The following is a 17092-nucleotide window of genomic DNA, read 5'->3' on the forward strand; positions in this document are numbered from 1 at the left end:
TATTTTTTTAGTAAATAATGCTAAAAATATTAGTATTTCTGAAAAAAGGTTGTATATTCGTATTGTCATTCTAACAGGAAGAATTAAAATATCAGGTTATGAATACGAATTATGAAATTTCGGAAGAGGTATTTGATTATTTGGTGGTAGTGAATCCGGATGCATTGGTTGCGAAAGATGTGACCCGTATCCGTCAGTTTGTAGCAACTGAGTTAAGCGATACGATGATGTCTGCTGCACCGGTTCATGTGGCCTTGTTCAGGTCTGCTTTCCCTGAGCGTTTCCAGGACGATTTTGTTGATATGCTGGAAGAGGTAGCGCGTAAACAGGCTGGCTTTGCCATCTATACGGCAAAGATTGATGCCCTGAGGCATGCGGACGGGCACAACAGTGTTTTCATCAATGTAGCCAATCCCAAGCCACTGATCGATTTACACCGCAGCATTATGCAAACTTTTGAGTTGAAACCACAAACATTCAAGCCGCATATTATGCTGGCGAGAGGTTTGCAGGATGCGGAGGTAAATATGATCATGCCATTGCTGGCGCAGCAGATTTTTGTGCGCAGCTTTAACTGCCATTGTTTTAGCCTGTTGAAAAGACCGGCGTCCGGTGGTAAGTATGAGCGGGTGAAAGACTTTGTTTTTGGAGATATTGAGCACATGGTAGGTTCATTATTTAATTATGCTGCTGCATAAGCAGTGAACTATAGTCTGATTCAGGAATTACCGGATGGTAGATTCGCAGGATTGGTGAAATGTTACGGATAAAATAATTTGTTATCCCCTATATCAATTTTCATCAATGTTTGTTTCCCTCAAGTTAACCATCCTTTCATACTGTTGCTATTGCAGTTTTTCGGCCGCTGTTGCAGGCTGGCTATAGAACTGTAGTGGTTATTAGATCCGTAGGCAAGCATTTTCATAGGTTGCTGCGTATCCATAAATCCGGTAAATCCTGGTTCAGATAGTTGTTTGTTTAACCAATTCTTCTTTTTCTGGTATGCCCTGAAGGTTCCTGTCTGTAATTAGTTTTCCGGTTGTTTGTATCTTTGACGAATATTTAGTATGTTTTGAGTGGGAGCTGTATTCATGTGATATAACCCCATCCGAAGAAGACCATTACAGGGAAAATCGTTATAAATTTATGGCAACCAGGACAGTTGTACACAAAGAAATTATTGTGAAGGGCCGTGTGCAGGGAGTAGGATTCAGAGCTAATGCAAAGCGTGTAGCCGATTCAATGCATATACAAGGACAAGTTAAAAATCTGCTGGACGGAAGTGTATGGATACTGGCAGAGGGAACAGCGGAAGAAATGGAAGATTTTATTGCATGGTGCAGGTCGGGGCCTGCTATGGCTGCAGTGAAGGAACTGGAAATCACCGACGGTGATGTACAACATATCAAAGGGTTTACTATCCTTTATTCATAAATCCCTGGTCCGGTAACAGCAGGTGCTTCGTTACCTATGCCAATCAATCGCAGATAAAGCTATCCGTGACCGGCAGACAACGGGCGCAAAGAAATTTTACGGAGCAACGCAACTGAATACAACCGTGAAAATTTCTTTGCGCTTTTGTCATGCATGTTTATTTAGTTAGTACTGGTGTATTTCTTTTGGAAAGATTTATCCAGTGCGGCTTTTGGAACAACAATCGTGATGGTGTTTACTGCGAAGTAAGCTTCGGATACATTTACGTAGCCCCCAAACGGACTGGAGTTTTTACCCCATGAATTTTTTACCAGGAAGAATGTTTTACCCTTTGGTGATTTTTCGATCCCGGTAATGTGCATCAGGTGATCATCCTGTGTAATCAACTCTTCGTATAGCTTTTGACGTGAATCCTGTGTATATAGGGGTTCAGTCATATCAGGATCGATACTATCTTTTTTCAGCGTGATTTCCGGTGAGGTGAGTAATGCAAATCCTTTGCTGCTGGCGAACCCGCGGTTGCTTACGTCTGCATCCCATAATACCGTATAGCCTTTTTGCAAGGCGGATTCCGTAATACCGGTCAGTTCTTTTACGGGCACATTGAAATAAGCGCCGTTGGAGAAATTATCCGGTACTTCAATGATAAAGGACTTGTAGAAAGGATGGTGTGTAAAGGAAGTCAGGAAAACATAATCGTCTTCATTGAACTTAACCACTTCCTTTGCAAAGCTTTGCGGAGTATATGTTTTGCCGTTATATTCAAAAGTGGCAGGAGGCGCTCCCATGTATTGATCGAGGATCCCTGTAAACTGGGATATCCAGTTATCCGGTACAGGCGATACTTTGATGATACTGTCGAGGTATTTTTTCATGGTCACCACCATTTCTGAGTGGTTGTGGACGGTGGCATTGCCTTTTAAACCGCTGTAAACGCTTTCCGGTTCTATGCCATAGGCAGCTATGGAATGGATTACATCGTGTGCCAGTCCGCCTTCATCGAAACGGGCGAAGCCCTGGCGGCGAACATAATTTTTGGCTTTTTCTATATAGATATTGCGGGCGGTAAACATTTCAGACAGATCCAGTTCCGGCAGTCCTTTTCGTAAACACTCCGATTCTACCATAGAAGTAGAGGAGAATGACCAGCAGGTGCCGGTCATGCCCTGGTTTTTAACCGGGGTGGCTGCATTGATTTTACCGTTTTCCAGATTGCTGATTACAACGCCCTTTTCCTGCGCACCTGCTGCTAAGGCGGTGAACATGGCAAGGGTTAAACAAAATGTTTTCATATGCGATTTCATTAAATTATTAACCTAAAGATAAGCGAACCCGTATAATAAAAAATACCATTACCGTATGAACGGTAATGGTACGGATGTAATCTGCAATAGAATGGCAGTAAATCAGTTTTGTATATCGGAATGATATGAGTTTGCAGAACCTTTTATGATAACCTGTTTTGTTTGCAGGTATTTCTGGTATTTGTTTACCACGTTGTCCGGTTGTTTAACATCATTGATGAACAGCCCGTTTTCATTTTTTTCTACTTTATAACCTTTTTTGGCGTCCAGGAGCTTATCTGCCTCCATTTGGGAGATCATTTCTTTATAAAAGGCGGCTCTTTTTTCACCTTCTTTCGCTCTTTCAGCCCCTTCTTTCGCTCTCCTTTCTCCTTCTTTCGCTCTTTCAGCTCCTTCTTTCGCTCTTCTTTCTCCTTCTTTTGCTCTTTCATCGCCTTCCCTCGCTCTCAGTTCTCCATCCCTGTTTTTCTGGGTAACTTCTCTTTCCCTGGCGATATTTTCCCGTACTCTTGCGGCATTGGCGAGTGCTTCCGCCCTGTTTTTGCGGGCTTCTTCCAGGGAGGAGGCAGCATGTTGAGTGGCCTGGCTGGCTGCTTTAAGACCCGCCTTAGTTTCCTTGCTTACCTTATCGTAGAATTCCTTTGTGTTGATGCCAGCGTATGCAGCCTGGAGATTTTTGTTGAGCGCTGCAAAATCAATGTTCTTCAGTGCTTCAGCGGCCTCTTTCTGTGCGGCGCTGATTTTGCTCCAGTCAATATTTTTCAGGGCTTTCACGCTTTCTTCCTGTGCCTTACGGGTTTCGGCAGATACTTCATCCCATTTAATATTTTTGGTGGCTTCGGCTATATCCGCCTGTACTTTTTTCATATCTACCTGGTTCAGCTGCTGCATGGCCTGCTGGATGCTTTTTTGTGCTTCCCGGATCTGCTGGCGTACTTCATCTTTGTTGACCTGGTAGTCGAATTTATAGTTGTAATTAAATGCCTGCGCTTTGTTGGTTGTTGCAGTGCGTTTATTATTCTTATTTACGTTTACCTGTGTATTTACATTGGTGGAAACGTTGCTCTGGTCTGTTACCTGGATATCTGAAAGGTCTACTGACAGGTCCTCTTTTAATGGCGCCAGTGGTGCCACTGGGGGTAATGGTGCAGGCGCAGGCTCTGGAACAGGAGCAGTTACCGGTTCAGGAGCAGGTGTTGGTGGTGGCGCCGGAAGAACGGTATCTGTGGTAGCAATTTCCAGTTGTTCCCGGAATTTGTGGGTAGTTTCATCCGGTTCAACGGCGGCCAGCTTTTTCTGCGGAGCGCTGTCTTTTACAATTTTTGCTTTTGCCGGTTGCTGCTGGTCGTTATGATCTTTTCCTTTAGCAGGGTTTAGCCATGCAATAGAGATAAGGCCAGTGGCGATGATGAGTACGGCTAAAAATTTCTGGCTATAATTAAGGTGTTTAGTTTTCATTTCCATGATGCGTTTAATGCGGTGAAACAGATGTTGTTTACTGTCTGCAGCAGCCATAGTAAGCCGGTTGGCGGTAAGGCGGTATTCCTCCAACGCTACCAGTGCATGCGCATATTGCAGTGGTTGTACGGTGCTGGCTATAACCAGGTCGTCGCAACAATGTTCCCTTTCCATACGGATGATTTTGGAAATCAGCCATACAAAAGGATTGAAGAAAAGAATTGTTTCAACAATTGATTGGAAGATATTCAACAGATAATCGTTGCGTTTAATATGCGCCAGTTCGTGTAGCAGTACTGCTTCCAGCTGGGCTTCCGTAAGGTTATTCACCATTGCTACCGGTAAGAGGATGAGGGGTTTTAAAAATCCCAGCATCACGGGGACCTGTACATGCCTGGAGATGAGGAGTTTCACCTTGCGGGGAATCTGTAATCTGGCGGCCAGTTTATCCAGGTGTTTATCCCATGCTTCTCCCATAGGCTCTATCCGGGTGGTACGGATTTTACGGAGTTGAAACAGATCGGATAATAGTTTGACGATCATGCCGGCCATACCGGTAATGTATAGTGCTACCAGGAAAGGAAAACAAAGTTCAAGGTTGGGAAACAGCCATATCAGCGGGTCCTGGCTGGGATACACGGCAGTGAGATGAACCGTTTCCTGCGGAGTAAGGGTGCCACTGAAGTGTAGTACTGCTTCTCTTGCTTCCTGCAGTCGTTGCACATGCATATACAACGTAGCGAGGAACCAGGTAAAAATGCCCGAGAGCGAGAGCAGCGACAGATTGTATTTTATCCGTGCGCCTGCCTGTGGCCAGAGTTTTAATACTATCCGTAAGCAGGCATAGATGAAGAACGCCTGCCACATGGAATGAAGGATGGTCCAACCCAGGGCGCGCACGAAGTCGCCCGTAATAGGTAATACATTCATAGTACTAGATTTACCTGTTTTCCTTTTGTTCTTTTTCTATTGCAGTAAGATATTGCCGGATCTTTTCCAGTTCTTCTCCCGACGACTGATGATGGCCGAGGGCCTGCATAACCAGTTGTGAAGCCGAACCGCCAAAAACGGTATCTATCATTTTATCCAGTAATTGTTGCTGTGTTTTCTGCTGTGAAATGGCGGCAGTGTATACATGAGTTTTGCTGCTGGTATCGCGCTGCAACAGCTCTTTTTCATGCATGATCTGCATCAGTTTGAGGGTAGTGGTGTAGCCGGCATCTTTCGTCTGAGATAAGATATCATGTATCTCACGAACGGTGCTGGGGCCCTTTTCCCAGAGAACGCCCAAAATTTCCAATTCACTTTCTGTAGGCCGGATCTGTTTCAAAGCAATGATTTATGGATGATGATTATTGTTGTACGAATATCTTCGTAAACAAATGTACGATAGTTTTCGTAATTGCAAAATATCGGGGAAGATTTTTTTAAAATTGCATTTTCTTTAACAAAAAGAGAGGGGAGGAAATGAGGCTTGCCAACGTTCAATCCCTGGCAGGCAGGGCCTGTTCCCTTCGCAGCTGCCGCGTGGTTTTCCGGCTGCCATCTGCACTCCAGCCGGGGGCGTCAAAAATATAGTGCGCGGCCTCACGTAAAGAACGGGCGTGCCGCACGTCCCGCCAGATATCCAGCCATTCATGGGTGGCAATACGGAAGGGATTATAGGTGTGTATATTTTTAGTGAGACCATATACCGGTCGTTGCTTCTCCGGGGTGAAGGTACCAAACATGCGATCCCAGATAATGAGGATCCCCGCATGGTTCCGGTCCAGGTAATCGATATCAGAGCCATGATGCACGCGGTGATGGGAGGGCGTGTTGAACACGTACTCTATGGGCGCCGGTAATTTATGGATCACTTCTGTATGAATCCAGAACTGGTAAATCAGGCTGATGGCCTGCATGCTCATTACCATCACCGGATGGAACCCAACGAGCGGCATCCAGAGCCAGAAAGTAAAGGTGCCGGTTAAATTGCCGGTCCAGGTTTGACGCAGGGCGGTGGCGAGGTTGTATTTTTCAGACGAATGATGGATGACATGTGAGGCCCAGAAGAAACGGATACTATGACTGCTGCGATGGAACCAGTAGTAACTGAAATCATCTGCAAAAAAACATAATACCCATGCCCACCAGGTAAAGCCCAACGTAAACAGCCGGAACTGGTAAAGAAAAAGATAGATACCAAAAATAACAGCTTTGGTGAAGATCCCGATAAACACATTGCCCAGGCCCATTGCAATGCTGCTGAGGGCATCTTTGGGCTCATACATATTTTTTTTATCGATGGCCGTAAAAACGATTTCCAGCAGTATCAACAGCACAAATCCGGGAATGGCATATGTTATCAGGTCGGGAGGCATATGTGGAAACTTTCTGTTACGGAAGTTAACGATTTTTTGCCGGGCTTCCCGCGGTGATGAAAGCAAAAATGCAGCGGAGAAAAAGTTTCCCCGCTGCATTGTAGTATTAAAAAACAGGCACTATTTAAATGTTCTCTCTGCGCGGCTCACGGCAGACGTACCAAACCAGCCCAGGATCCTCGTTTTACCGGAAGGAGTGGTATTATGTACATTGCTTTTTACGTTTTCCAACACTTTGGCAAATAATCCGCCGGAATTTACCTGGTTATTTACCTGGGTAAGGAAATCGTAGCTTGGGTGGGTGAGGGAAAGCATTCTTACAATGGCCTTTTCATTTGCCTGGAAAGGTTTATCATAGTCAGTGATGCCTTCTCTTATCGGTAAAATGAATGTGTTGCCATCGGAAACGCCTTCATCGTAGGAACCATCAATGGAGAAGTTATCCTCCAGGCGCCTGAGCGTATCATTACGGTAGGAGCGGATCCAGTAATAATCTGTTGCACCGGCCAGGTCCCTGGCGTGGAACTTGGCGTAGTAGCCTTCTTTGTTGCTGATAGATTCCTCTTTTGTTTTGAATTCATAAGAGATAGAATCTATGGTTGTTACTCTTTTGATACTGTCGAACGCTTCAAATATTTCACCTTTGAATTCCACATGCAGCTTGTATCCGTGGCCTATAACACCGATAGCTTTGTTGGAAGCGTTGTAGGTGTATTTGTTGTCTTTGAACAGGAACGGATAAGACTCGCCGGTGGTTAGGTCAAACAGGGTGATCTTCGCATCATCGATGATGGGAGCCGGGCTGTTATCCGTATAAGGAACCGACATGGTAAACTTGATGGTTTGTATACCGGCTTCATTGGTAATCCATGCATCCAGTACCGGGTAGGATATTCCTTTCGTAATGTCCAGGTCAATCTTGTCTTCGCAGGCGGTGAAACCTGCAGCAACAGCAAACAATATGAGGAATAATGACTTTTTCATCTGATCTTGAATTTTGGACAATTAGAACTTGAAGTTATATGTGATACCAGGGATAATAGAGCCTATGATAGACAGGCGTACTGCTTCCCGTTTGGTAGGATCATCGTCGTTTTGTTTAAAGTAGATGGTGTAGGCATTTCTGCGGCCATATACGTTATACAGTGAGAATACCCATTCTCCTTTCCAGCGTTTCAGCTGTTTGCCTTTCAGTGTCATAGACAGATCCAGTCTGTGATATGCCGGCAGTCGGTAGTTGTTGCGTTTCTCGGTACTGTTGTAAGGAATGTCCCAGTCCTGGAATTCCAGCCTGTTATCCGCGAAAGTTCCCGGTGTGCCGGAGGCGAATACCCAGTTGGCCGACAGGGAGGTACGTTTCGTGAAAGTATGTGTTAACACCAGGTTCAGGTTGTGGGTGCGGTCGTAACGGTTCAGGAACCATTCATCCATACTGATACCGATGGTTTTTCTTTCTGTGCGTGACAGCGTATAGCTTACCCAACCGGTAGTTTTGCCGATATCTTTTTTCGCATAGAGTTCCAGTCCATATGCACGTCCCTGGGAAGGCAGCAGATCTGCTTCGATAAGAGGGTTCAGCTGCAGGTTGGCGTTGTCGATGTAATCCAGCTGGTTGTCGGTGGTTTTATAAAACACTTCGGCCGACAGTTCGTAGGCATCATTAGGCGCATTGTAAAAGTAGCCTGCGGTATACTGGTCAGACACCATTGGTTTGATATTGTTGGTGCTGGGCGTCCAGATATCCAGGGGAGTAGGGGATGCGGTGTTGGACAGCTGGTGCATGAACTGTGTAGTTCTGCTATAGGCCAGCTTCACGGCGTGTTCGTCTGTAAACGCATATCGGGCACTGATCCTGGGTTCGAAGTAATAGTAGCCTTTGATCAGGTCATTGCCATTGTAGTCTTTGCTGCCTATTAACCGCTTACGGATGCCTGGTGTGGTATCATTAAAATAGTAGGCAGTTCCTTTACCGATGAACTGATAGGCAGATAAACGGCCTCCGTACTGAATCCCGAATTTCTTTGTTGGTTTAAATTCATGATCCAGGTATACGGCTGATTCCAGTGCGTGCTGATCATTAATTTGTTTAACGTGTTTAAGTGATCCTTCCGTGCTGGTACCTGTACCTGGTTTAAAGGTGTAATAGATGCCTTGTACCCCGAAATGCAGGCTGTTGGCGGCATTGATGTAATAGGTGAAGGAAGGTTTTACACCGTAGTTGATAATGTTAGATGTCCAGTCGTATCCCTGTGAATCTTCATTGGTTGCTTTCTTGGAATCGTTGCTGAACTTCAGGCTGTAATCATACTTACTATAATAAGTAGTAAAGTTCATGAACAGGCGGTTGGTGAATACGTGGTTCCATCTTACGGTGGCAGTAGTGTTGCCCCAGTTCATGTTTATATCTTTTCCAAAACCAAAAACGTCTCTGCCAAAATAACCGCTTACAAACAAGGAGTTATTTTTATTGAATTTGTAGTTGGCTTTGGCGGTGAGATCGTAGAAATTGAGCTTGGTATCTTTCATATCTCCCTTTACAAAAGGTTTCATCAGGATATCTATGTAAGATCTTCTGGCGGCCACTATAAAGGAGGATTTATCCTTTACCAGCGGGCCTTCCACCGACAGGCGGCTGAAGATGTTACCGATACCGCCGTTTACGTTGAAGTCCTGGTTGTTACCATCTTTCATACGGATATCCAATACGGAAGAAGTTCTGCCACCGTATTCAGCGGGGAAGCCACCTTTGATGAGGTTGAGGCTTTTAACGGCATCCGGGTTGAATACAGAGAAGAAGCCAAGCATGTGGGTGGAGTTGTATACAGGCGCTTCATCCAGGAGGATGAGGTTTTCATCGCTGTTGCCACCGCGTACGTTAAAGCCGGAAGCGCCTTCACCAACGGTGTTAACACCGGGGAGGGTCTGGATGGCCCGCAGTACATCTACCTCACCCATGAAGGTGGGCATCTTTTTCATTTGCTGTATATCCAGTTTGTTGATGCTGGTATTCAGGGTATTAACGGTCCGTTCCTGTTTCTGGCCGTTAACGGTTACTACGTTCAGCTGGCTGCTGGTGGCTTCCATGCTTACATCGAGTGTAACGTTCTTTCTCAGGTTAACGGTTGTTTTATAGGTACCGTAGCCCATATAAGAGAACTGCAGTTCGTGTTCTCCGGCCGGAAGCGTAAGGGAATAAAATCCGTATTGGTTACTCACGGTACCCAGACTGGTGCCGCTTTTGCCAATGGAAATGCCTACCAGGCTTTCCCCGTTTTTCTTGTCTTTTACATAGCCGCTTACGGTATATCGTTGCTGCTGTGCGGTTGCTGATTGTCCTGCGAGGATCAAAATGAGCAGAGACAGCAACATGGTTGCCTTAGTTTTCATAAAAGTCAGATGCAGTTTTATATTATGTCTGTTGCATTTTTGTTGCATGCATATAAGACGTTGCAAAAATATGTTACCCCTACGGCGATAAATTATTTTTTTAAATCATAATTGTGTTATAACATGATTTAACGAAAAAAGGAAGGCTCATGCCTTCCTTTTTCAATAAAATGCAAGCCCCTGTTAATCCAGGATGGCACAGTTAAACCCGAGCCGGGTTACAAAATCTATAATAGTTTGTTCTGCCAATGATTGAGGGCTTACAATGCGTAGTACTTTGTCACAGTCTTCCAGGTCTACGCTACAGGCATTTACGGTAAATTGTGCTGAAATGGCGTCAATCACATTGTTTCTATCCTGAACAGTTGTAATATTGGTACGGAATATTCCCAACATAGATGATAATTTTTTTGAGTATTCGGAATATTTTTATGCAAATTTGCTACTGTTATCCCATATAACTGTTACACGAGACGGATTATCAATTATACGAAACGGATTTTTTTATGGGCGTAGTTATTACAGATGATGCCAACCAGGTATTGCTAACGGAAGAAATTCCTTTCGATTACCATAAGATCCGTTCCAGGGGAATGATTGAAGAAACCCAGGAACTGCAAAAGGATTTTGGCTCTGCAACTGTGCACGAATATAACTTCGAAGGCACCAGTATTGCCTGTTGCGAGGCACAGGTTTACGAGAATATCCATATTTCTTCGGATTTTATGGAACCCCTGGTGATGCTCCTGTTCATGGAACAGGGAGATATTACTACCACACTGGGTGGCATTTCAGACAATTTCAGGTTTTCCACACAGGAGCATAATCTTATGTTTAGCCCGGCGCAAACGGAGACGATAGCGGTAAAGAAGCAGCGGGACATTCACTTTTTGGGCCTGAGCTTTACACCGGCGCGTTTCCTGGAGCTGGCGGAGAATAATGGGCGGGTGCTGGATGGATTGGCCAATAACGTGGCCGGGAATAAATCCGTTACGCTGGCGGATAAGTATAATCCCCGGATTACTCCCCGTATGAAGATGGTGATGGAGGAGGTGCGTCAGTGTAAATTCCAGGGAGGTTTGAAAAAGCTGTTCTTACAGTCGAAAGCTATGGAGTTACTGGCTTTGCAATGTGAGCAGATGGAAGCGACCCAATCGTCCGGCACGCCTTTACGCAGTAAAATCACTCCGCAGGATGTTGAGAAGCTGTATTACGCGAGGGACCTGGTGATACAGCATGTGCAACAGCCACTGAGCCTGGAGGAGTTATCGCGCAAAGCGGGATTGAATGAATTTAAGCTGAAATCAGGCTTTAAAGCCATTTTTGATAATACGGTATTTGGTTACTTGAACGACCACCGCCTGGAACTGGCCAGGGAACTGATACAGGGAGGAGATCTGCCCATGTCGCTCATTGCGGAACAGGCAGGGTATTCATCTCCGCAGCACTTCAGTACTGCTTTCCGTAAGAAATTCGGGATAAGTCCCGGGAAAGTCAGGGGTTAAAAATAAAAGGGACAGGAGAAACGATTCGTTTCTCCTGTCCCTTTTTATTAATACGCCAATGTAAAGCGTTGTTTGATATGTTGCGGCTGTTCCAGTTCATCCAGCAGGGCTACGGCGTAGTCGGCTGAAGAAATTTTACTCTCTCCTTTATCATTGAATACTACCTGGTTGGTGCCCAAACGGAATTTTCCGGTACGTTCACCTGGTTCTATCATCATAGCCGGGCTTATCACGGTCCAGTCGAGATCTGTAGATTGTTTAATCACATTGAATGCGTCGCGGGTGGCAGTGGCGCCGCCTTTCCATTCTGCAGGAAATTCCGGTGTATCCAGCAATTGTACGCCCGGGGCGATTTCCAGGCTGCCTGCACCACTAACAGCGATCAGCCTTTTGATACCGGATTTTTTGGTAGCATTAATAATGGCGTTGATAGCTTTTACGTAGGTGGCGGAGTCGTGGGCGCTGTAGGAGCTGATCACGGCTTCATTGCCAGCCAGCAGTGGTGTTAACTCTGCTTCGTTGGTGGCGTCTCCCTTTTTTACAGTAAGATGTGCGTTGGTAACGGTTATCTTTTCCGGGTGACGAACGATAGCGGTAACTTCATGTCCTCTGCTCAGCGCTTCATTTAAAATGGCTGATCCTATAAATCCGGATGCTCCGATGATGGCAACTTTCATGATTTTTATTTTTTTGTAGTGACTAAATAATACAGCCTGCCCGTGCTGATTGTTCTAATTGTTAGAAAAAATATTACAGTTTAGGGGATAAAAAAACAGATCCCTTGATCTGTAATAAAAATAATTACAGTACAAAGATAGGGAAGATATTTTAATTACCAATTGTTTTTTGCGGATGTTGTCTTTCTCAGGATTAACCCTGATTAAGCTGATTTAGGGATTTGATCACTTTTGATTTAAAAAGATTTGGGGAGATATAAGTGGTTATACCCGCTTACATCTCCCCAAATCATATACAAAATCCAAAAAGTTAAATCAAGTAAATCACCTTAATCAGGGTTAATCCTGAGAAAGACAACATCCGCGAATGTTATTTCTTTTCTACAAGATAAGCAGTCACCTTGCTGCTTACCGTTTTGGTGGCCGGTTTTACCGTTTCTGTTTTAACAGTAGGAGGAACCGGTGGTTGTTTGGTATGAAACATCTCCGCCAGGGTAGGCGCAATCACCAATGACACGATAGACATCAGTTTGATGAGGATGTTCATACTCGGGCCGGAAGTATCTTTAAACGGATCACCTACGGTATCGCCGGTTACAGATGCTTTATGCGGCTCAGATTTTTTGTAGTAAGTTTCGCCGTTGATTTCCACACCTTTCTCGAAAGATTTCTTTGCGTTATCCCAGGCGCCACCGGCGTTGTTCTGGAAAATTCCCATCAGCACACCACTAACGGTAGCACCGGCGAGGAACCCGCCCAATACTTCCGGACCGGCTATAAAGCCTACCAGCAAAGGAGAGATCAGGGCAATAGCGCCTGGCAGCATCATTTCACGGATAGATGCCTGCGTGGAAATAGCCACACATTTATCGTACTCCGGTTTGCCGGTACCTTCCATGATGCCGGGTATTTCGCGGAACTGGCGACGTACTTCTTCCACCATCGCCATTGCTGCACGGCCTACCGCCGCAATAGCAAGGGAGGAGAAGATGAACGGGATCATACCGCCCACAAACAAACCTGCCAGTACGTTGGCTTTATAAATGTCGATACCCTGGATACCAGCCACACCCACAAAGGCAGCAAACAGCGCCAGTGCGGTTAAAGCAGCGGACGCAATGGCAAAACCCTTACCGGTAGCGGCAGTGGTGTTACCTACTGCATCGAGGATATCTGTTTTTTCTCTTACTTCTTTAGGGAGTTCACTCATTTCCGCAATACCACCGGCGTTATCGGCAATAGGGCCAAAGGCGTCGATAGCCAGCTGCATGGCTGTAGTGGCCATCATACCGGCTGCGGCAATGGCAACACCATACAAGCCAGCCAGGTGGAAGGAACCGGCAATACCGGCGGCCAGCACCAGGATGGGCAGGGTAGTGGATTCCATACCAACAGACAAACCACCAATAATATTGGTAGCCGCCCCGGTAGCAGATTGACGGATAATTGATTTTACCGGGCGTTTACCCATTGCAGTATAGTATTCTGTGATGATACTGATCAGCGTACCCACTGCCAGTCCTACCATGATGGCGCCGAATACCTGTCCGCGGGTAAATTCATGACCGCGTAAGGTCATGGCGCTTTCCGGGAGGATCCAGTTTACCAGGAAATAGGAAACAACGGCTGTTAATATAATAGAACCCCAGTTTCCCATGTTCAGCGCTTTTTGCACTACGCCGGTATTCAGCCCGGAGCCTTCGCCGATGCGAACAAAGAGGGTTCCGATCATGGAAAAGATGATACCTGCGCCGGCGATGATCATTGGCAGCAGGATAGGGGCGATGCCGCCGAATGCGTCATGCGAAACGGTTTCAGAACCCAGCACCATAGTGGCCAATACGGTGGCTACGTATGAACCGAACAGATCGGCGCCCATACCGGCTACGTCACCTACGTTATCACCCACGTTATCCGCGATGGTAGCGGGATTCCGGGGATCATCTTCCGGGATGCCGGCTTCCACTTTACCTACCAGGTCGGCGCCCACATCCGCTGCTTTGGTGTAAATACCGCCACCCACACGGGCAAACAGCGCAATACTTTCTGCACCCAAAGAAAAGCCGGTAAGCACTTCAATGGTTTTAATCATTTCAGCGGTATTGGCTTCCGCCCCGAAATATGATTTCAGTATAATAAATAAGGAGCCTAATCCGAGAACTGCCAGACCGGCAACACCCATTCCCATTACAGAACCGCCGGTAAAAGATACCTGCAGCGCTTTAGCGAGACTGGTACGCGCTGCATGCGCGGTACGCACATTGGCTTTGGTGGCTATTTTCATGCCGATGAAACCCGCAGTGGCGGAAAATACCGCACCAATCACAAAAGCCAGTGCGATAGACCAGTGGGAGTTTTCATGTGTAGCTCCCATGTATCCCAACAGCAGGGCGGCAATAATCACAAAGTAAATAAGGACTTTATACTCAGCTTTCAGAAATGCCATAGCGCCTTCAGCAATATGCTGGGCTATCTCTTTCATCTTGTCGTTACCTGCATCCTGGCGTGTAACCCAGGAGCTTTTAACAGCCGTATACAACAAAGCCAATAATCCAAAACATGGAACGAGGTAAACTATATTCATGTAAGCGAAATTTATAAATACGTGGTTGACAAAAAAGTTTATTAATTAAAAAAAATAGGATTCCAAAAAAAATATTCAAATGAATATAAAACATAAATTATTAATTGTGTACGCGGTAAATAAAATTATTGTACACATGGGCCATGAGTAAGTATTTCAGGCGAAAAAAAATAAAGCGCTCAGATGCCTTCCCGGAAGGCGTTGCCCAGTGAAGAGATAATGTCAGATGCGGTCATGGCTTCCTGTGAGAGCTGCGCCGCTGCCAGGTCGCCGGCATAGCCGTGCAGCCACACGCCCAGCAGCATGGCGGCCTTTGGGGTATACTCCTGCGCCAGCAAACCGGTCAGGATCCCCGTGAGTACATCCCCGCTGCCACCGGTAGCCATACCGGGGTTGCCGGTGTGGTTGAAATATACGGCGCCATCCGGGCAGGCAATGGCGGTGTACCGTCCTTTCAGTAAAATATACAGTTGCAGTTCCACTGCTTTTTTTGATAATAATTCCAGTCGCGCTATATCGTTGGCAGTTTTGCCGAATAACCGCTCAAACTCTTTCGGATGCGGGGTGAGCAGGGATCCTTTCGGCACTTTGTATAACAGGTAGGGATATACGGAAAGCAGGTTGAGGGCGTCGGCATCTATCACCATCGGGCGTTGCCAGGCGTCCATCAGCATTTCGAGCGATTTGGCTGTTCCGGGTTGTTTGTCGATGCCAGGACCAATGCCGATGGCCTTGTAACCGGCAGAACTGATTCCTTTATGAAAATGGGTGCTGTAGTGGGCGTCTTCGTCGGTGATGCACATGGCGGCCGGTTCGCTGATCTGCATGATCTGGGTACCGCATTGGGGAACATGACAGGTAAGCAGGCCCACTCCGGCGCGGAGGCAGGCGCGCGCGCTTAAAACCGCTGCGCCCATTTTTCCATAGCTGCCGGCAATGAGCAGTGCGTGGCCGTAGGTGCCTTTATGGGCAAAGGGATCGCGGGGCCGGTAAATAGTGCGCATCATTTCGCGGTCGGACAGGTGATATCGTGCAGGCGTTTGCGTTATATAGTCCGGGTGTAGCCCTATCGGCAAAATGTGTACATCTCCTGCGTAAGGTGCATTTTCCGGGAGCAGGAAAGCCAGTTTATAAAATTCAAAGCTCAGGGTGGTGTGGGCCTGTACCACAGGGTTATGCACACTGCTTTCATCAGCCATCAGGCCGGAGGGCATGTCGATGGCTATAATGGGATGTTTGTGGCGCTGGTCGTTGATGAGGTGTATAATACCTGCTACCCAGCCGTCCACCGGGCGGCTCATACCGGTACCAAAAATAGCATCTATGATGATGGCGTTGGGAGGGAGTTCCGGAAAATCGGATACATCGCCGATGGTATAGATCCCTGTGGGATGCAGCTGTTGCAGGGTGCGGAGCTGGTGTTCATGGTCGGGGCTTGCTTTGCTGCTATGTTGCAATATACAGGTATGCACATCGTAACCATGACCGAGCATTAAGCGGGCTATGACCAGTCCATCTCCCCCGTTATTTCCTTTTCCGCAAAAAATATAAACCGGGTGTGAGGGGGAATAATGATCTTCCAGCCAGGCGGCACATTGTCCGGCGGCTCTTTCCATCAGGTGCGTACTGCTGATAGGTTCATGAGCGATGGTGAAGGCATCTGCCTCCCGGATCTGTGCAGCGGAGAAGATTTTCATGTCGGGATGTTAAACATTAAAATTACTCCAAAATAAGGAACATAAAAAAACGGACCATGCTTGCCTCATGATCCGTTTGTAATGAAGTGGTCGCCTGGATTAAAAAGTATATCTGGCAGACACACCGCCGATCTCCTCACCAAGATAGTTGGTGGGTCCAACAAACTGTACGTAAGGTTTCAGATCAGCACTGATGTTTAAAGGAATTTTCTTGAAAGTATATTCGACACCGATGATGCCATCCAGACCCGGAGACACATAAGTACCTTTGCCTTTATCTATATAACGGTCCCAGTCGTAATCACGACGGTCGTAGAAGCCTACGTGCGCACCACCACCGGCATACATGTTCAATCCAGGTACACCTATATTCCAGTTGTATTCATACAACCCGGTAAAAGTAACATTTGTTTTGTGCGAGTGGTTGGTGGTTACCAGTCCTTCTATTGCGTGAGGACCCTTAATGAAATGCTTGATGGTAAACCCTACTACCCACGGATTCAGACGGATACCCAGTGCGGTTTCGTAGTTGGATGGATCGCTGCTCTGATAACTTTTTTTCTTCTGCGCGTTTGCCTGGATTGCAAGTACAGCAATAAGGCTGAAAAGTAACACGACTTTTTTCATAGATGTGTTGTTTGAATGAAACTTAAAAATATACGTTCAGAAACGTTGGCATGTTC

General features: G+C 46.2%; 14 protein-coding genes. 3 read left to right on the forward strand and 11 right to left on the reverse strand.

Annotation, left to right across the window (positions count from 1 at the left end):
- The first annotated feature begins 98 nt into the window (after positions 1–98).
- Positions 99–698 carry a 2'-5' RNA ligase family protein gene (locus B5Z18_RS30550; protein WP_079473373.1) on the forward strand — a complete coding sequence of 200 codons (600 nt, stop codon included), beginning with the start codon at positions 99–101 and terminating at the stop codon, positions 696–698.
- Positions 699–1146: 448 nt separating this feature from the next.
- Complete coding sequence (locus B5Z18_RS30555; RefSeq protein WP_079473374.1) at positions 1147–1434, forward strand: acylphosphatase; 288 nt, start codon at positions 1147–1149, stop codon at positions 1432–1434.
- Positions 1435–1595: 161 nt separating this feature from the next.
- Here the strand turns inward: B5Z18_RS30555 and B5Z18_RS30560 are convergent, their stop codons facing one another.
- From B5Z18_RS30560 to B5Z18_RS30590, 7 genes are all read right to left on the reverse strand, one after another.
- Positions 1596–2726 (reverse strand): C1 family peptidase, encoded by a 1131-nt coding sequence (locus B5Z18_RS30560; protein WP_079473511.1) that lies wholly within the window; start codon positions 2724–2726, stop codon positions 1596–1598.
- A gap of 114 nt (positions 2727–2840) precedes the next feature.
- The gene (locus B5Z18_RS30565) at positions 2841–5126 is read right to left on the reverse strand and encodes a M56 family metallopeptidase (RefSeq protein ID WP_079473375.1); all 2286 of its coding nucleotides are present in this window, start codon (positions 5124–5126) and stop codon (positions 2841–2843) included.
- 10 nt (positions 5127–5136) lie between these two features.
- Entirely contained in the window at positions 5137–5526 is a 390-nt protein-coding gene (locus B5Z18_RS30570; RefSeq protein ID WP_079473376.1) for a BlaI/MecI/CopY family transcriptional regulator, read from the reverse strand.
- A 154-nt stretch (positions 5527–5680) separates the two neighbouring features.
- Entirely contained in the window at positions 5681–6559 is an 879-nt protein-coding gene (locus tag B5Z18_RS30575; protein ID WP_079473512.1) for a sterol desaturase family protein, read from the reverse strand.
- Between the two features lie 120 nt (positions 6560–6679).
- On the reverse strand, positions 6680–7543 hold the full coding sequence (locus B5Z18_RS30580) for a DUF4249 domain-containing protein (RefSeq protein ID WP_079473377.1): 864 nt from the start codon (positions 7541–7543) through the stop codon (positions 6680–6682).
- Between the two features lie 21 nt (positions 7544–7564).
- The gene (locus B5Z18_RS30585) at positions 7565–9946 is read right to left on the reverse strand and encodes a TonB-dependent receptor (RefSeq protein ID WP_079473378.1); all 2382 of its coding nucleotides are present in this window, start codon (positions 9944–9946) and stop codon (positions 7565–7567) included.
- 183 nt (positions 9947–10129) lie between these two features.
- Complete coding sequence (locus tag B5Z18_RS30590) at positions 10130–10342, reverse strand: hypothetical protein (protein WP_079473379.1); 213 nt, start codon at positions 10340–10342, stop codon at positions 10130–10132.
- A gap of 110 nt (positions 10343–10452) precedes the next feature.
- Between B5Z18_RS30590 and B5Z18_RS30595 the strand changes: the two genes are divergently transcribed.
- On the forward strand, positions 10453–11451 hold the full coding sequence (locus tag B5Z18_RS30595; RefSeq protein WP_079473380.1) for a helix-turn-helix transcriptional regulator: 999 nt from the start codon (positions 10453–10455) through the stop codon (positions 11449–11451).
- A gap of 47 nt (positions 11452–11498) precedes the next feature.
- Here the strand turns inward: B5Z18_RS30595 and B5Z18_RS30600 are convergent, their stop codons facing one another.
- The 4 genes from B5Z18_RS30600 to B5Z18_RS30615 form a co-directional block, all read right to left on the reverse strand.
- Entirely contained in the window at positions 11499–12128 is a 630-nt protein-coding gene (locus B5Z18_RS30600; RefSeq protein ID WP_079473381.1) for an NAD(P)-dependent oxidoreductase, read from the reverse strand.
- Positions 12129–12498: 370 nt separating this feature from the next.
- The gene (locus B5Z18_RS30605; RefSeq protein ID WP_079473382.1) at positions 12499–14712 is read right to left on the reverse strand and encodes a sodium-translocating pyrophosphatase; all 2214 of its coding nucleotides are present in this window, start codon (positions 14710–14712) and stop codon (positions 12499–12501) included.
- 179 nt (positions 14713–14891) lie between these two features.
- Positions 14892–16409: an NAD(P)H-hydrate dehydratase gene (locus B5Z18_RS30610; protein ID WP_079473383.1), complete on the reverse strand. Its 1518-nt coding sequence runs from the start codon at positions 16407–16409 to the stop codon at positions 14892–14894.
- Between the two features lie 99 nt (positions 16410–16508).
- Positions 16509–17036 carry a hypothetical protein gene (locus B5Z18_RS30615; RefSeq protein WP_079473384.1) on the reverse strand — a complete coding sequence of 176 codons (528 nt, stop codon included), beginning with the start codon at positions 17034–17036 and terminating at the stop codon, positions 16509–16511.
- Positions 17037–17092 lie beyond the last annotated feature (56 nt).

Source organism: Chitinophaga ginsengisegetis, assembly GCF_900168065.1.
Lineage (GTDB): Bacteria > Bacteroidota > Bacteroidia > Chitinophagales > Chitinophagaceae > Chitinophaga > Chitinophaga ginsengisegetis.

Excerpts from the sequence above, each read along its gene's own strand:
- B5Z18_RS30550 (WP_079473373.1), top strand. The coding sequence starts at position 99 with ATGAATACGAATTATGAAATTTCGGAAGAGGTATTTGATTATTTGGTG.
- B5Z18_RS30555 (WP_079473374.1), top strand. The coding sequence starts at position 1,147 with ATGGCAACCAGGACAGTTGTACACAAAGAAATTATTGTGAAGGGCCGT.
- B5Z18_RS30560 (WP_079473511.1), bottom strand. The coding sequence starts at position 2,726 with ATGAAAACATTTTGTTTAACCCTTGCCATGTTCACCGCCTTAGCAGCA.
- B5Z18_RS30565 (WP_079473375.1), bottom strand. The coding sequence starts at position 5,126 with ATGAATGTATTACCTATTACGGGCGACTTCGTGCGCGCCCTGGGTTGG.
- B5Z18_RS30575 (WP_079473512.1), bottom strand. The coding sequence starts at position 6,559 with ATGCCTCCCGACCTGATAACATATGCCATTCCCGGATTTGTGCTGTTG.
- B5Z18_RS30580 (WP_079473377.1), bottom strand. The coding sequence starts at position 7,543 with ATGAAAAAGTCATTATTCCTCATATTGTTTGCTGTTGCTGCAGGTTTC.
- B5Z18_RS30585 (WP_079473378.1), bottom strand. The coding sequence starts at position 9,946 with ATGAAAACTAAGGCAACCATGTTGCTGTCTCTGCTCATTTTGATCCTC.
- B5Z18_RS30590 (WP_079473379.1), bottom strand. The coding sequence starts at position 10,342 with ATGTTGGGAATATTCCGTACCAATATTACAACTGTTCAGGATAGAAAC.
- B5Z18_RS30595 (WP_079473380.1), top strand. The coding sequence starts at position 10,453 with ATGGGCGTAGTTATTACAGATGATGCCAACCAGGTATTGCTAACGGAA.
- B5Z18_RS30600 (WP_079473381.1), bottom strand. The coding sequence starts at position 12,128 with ATGAAAGTTGCCATCATCGGAGCATCCGGATTTATAGGATCAGCCATT.
- B5Z18_RS30605 (WP_079473382.1), bottom strand. The coding sequence starts at position 14,712 with ATGAATATAGTTTACCTCGTTCCATGTTTTGGATTATTGGCTTTGTTG.
- B5Z18_RS30610 (WP_079473383.1), bottom strand. The coding sequence starts at position 16,409 with ATGAAAATCTTCTCCGCTGCACAGATCCGGGAGGCAGATGCCTTCACC.
- B5Z18_RS30615 (WP_079473384.1), bottom strand. The coding sequence starts at position 17,036 with ATGAAAAAAGTCGTGTTACTTTTCAGCCTTATTGCTGTACTTGCAATC.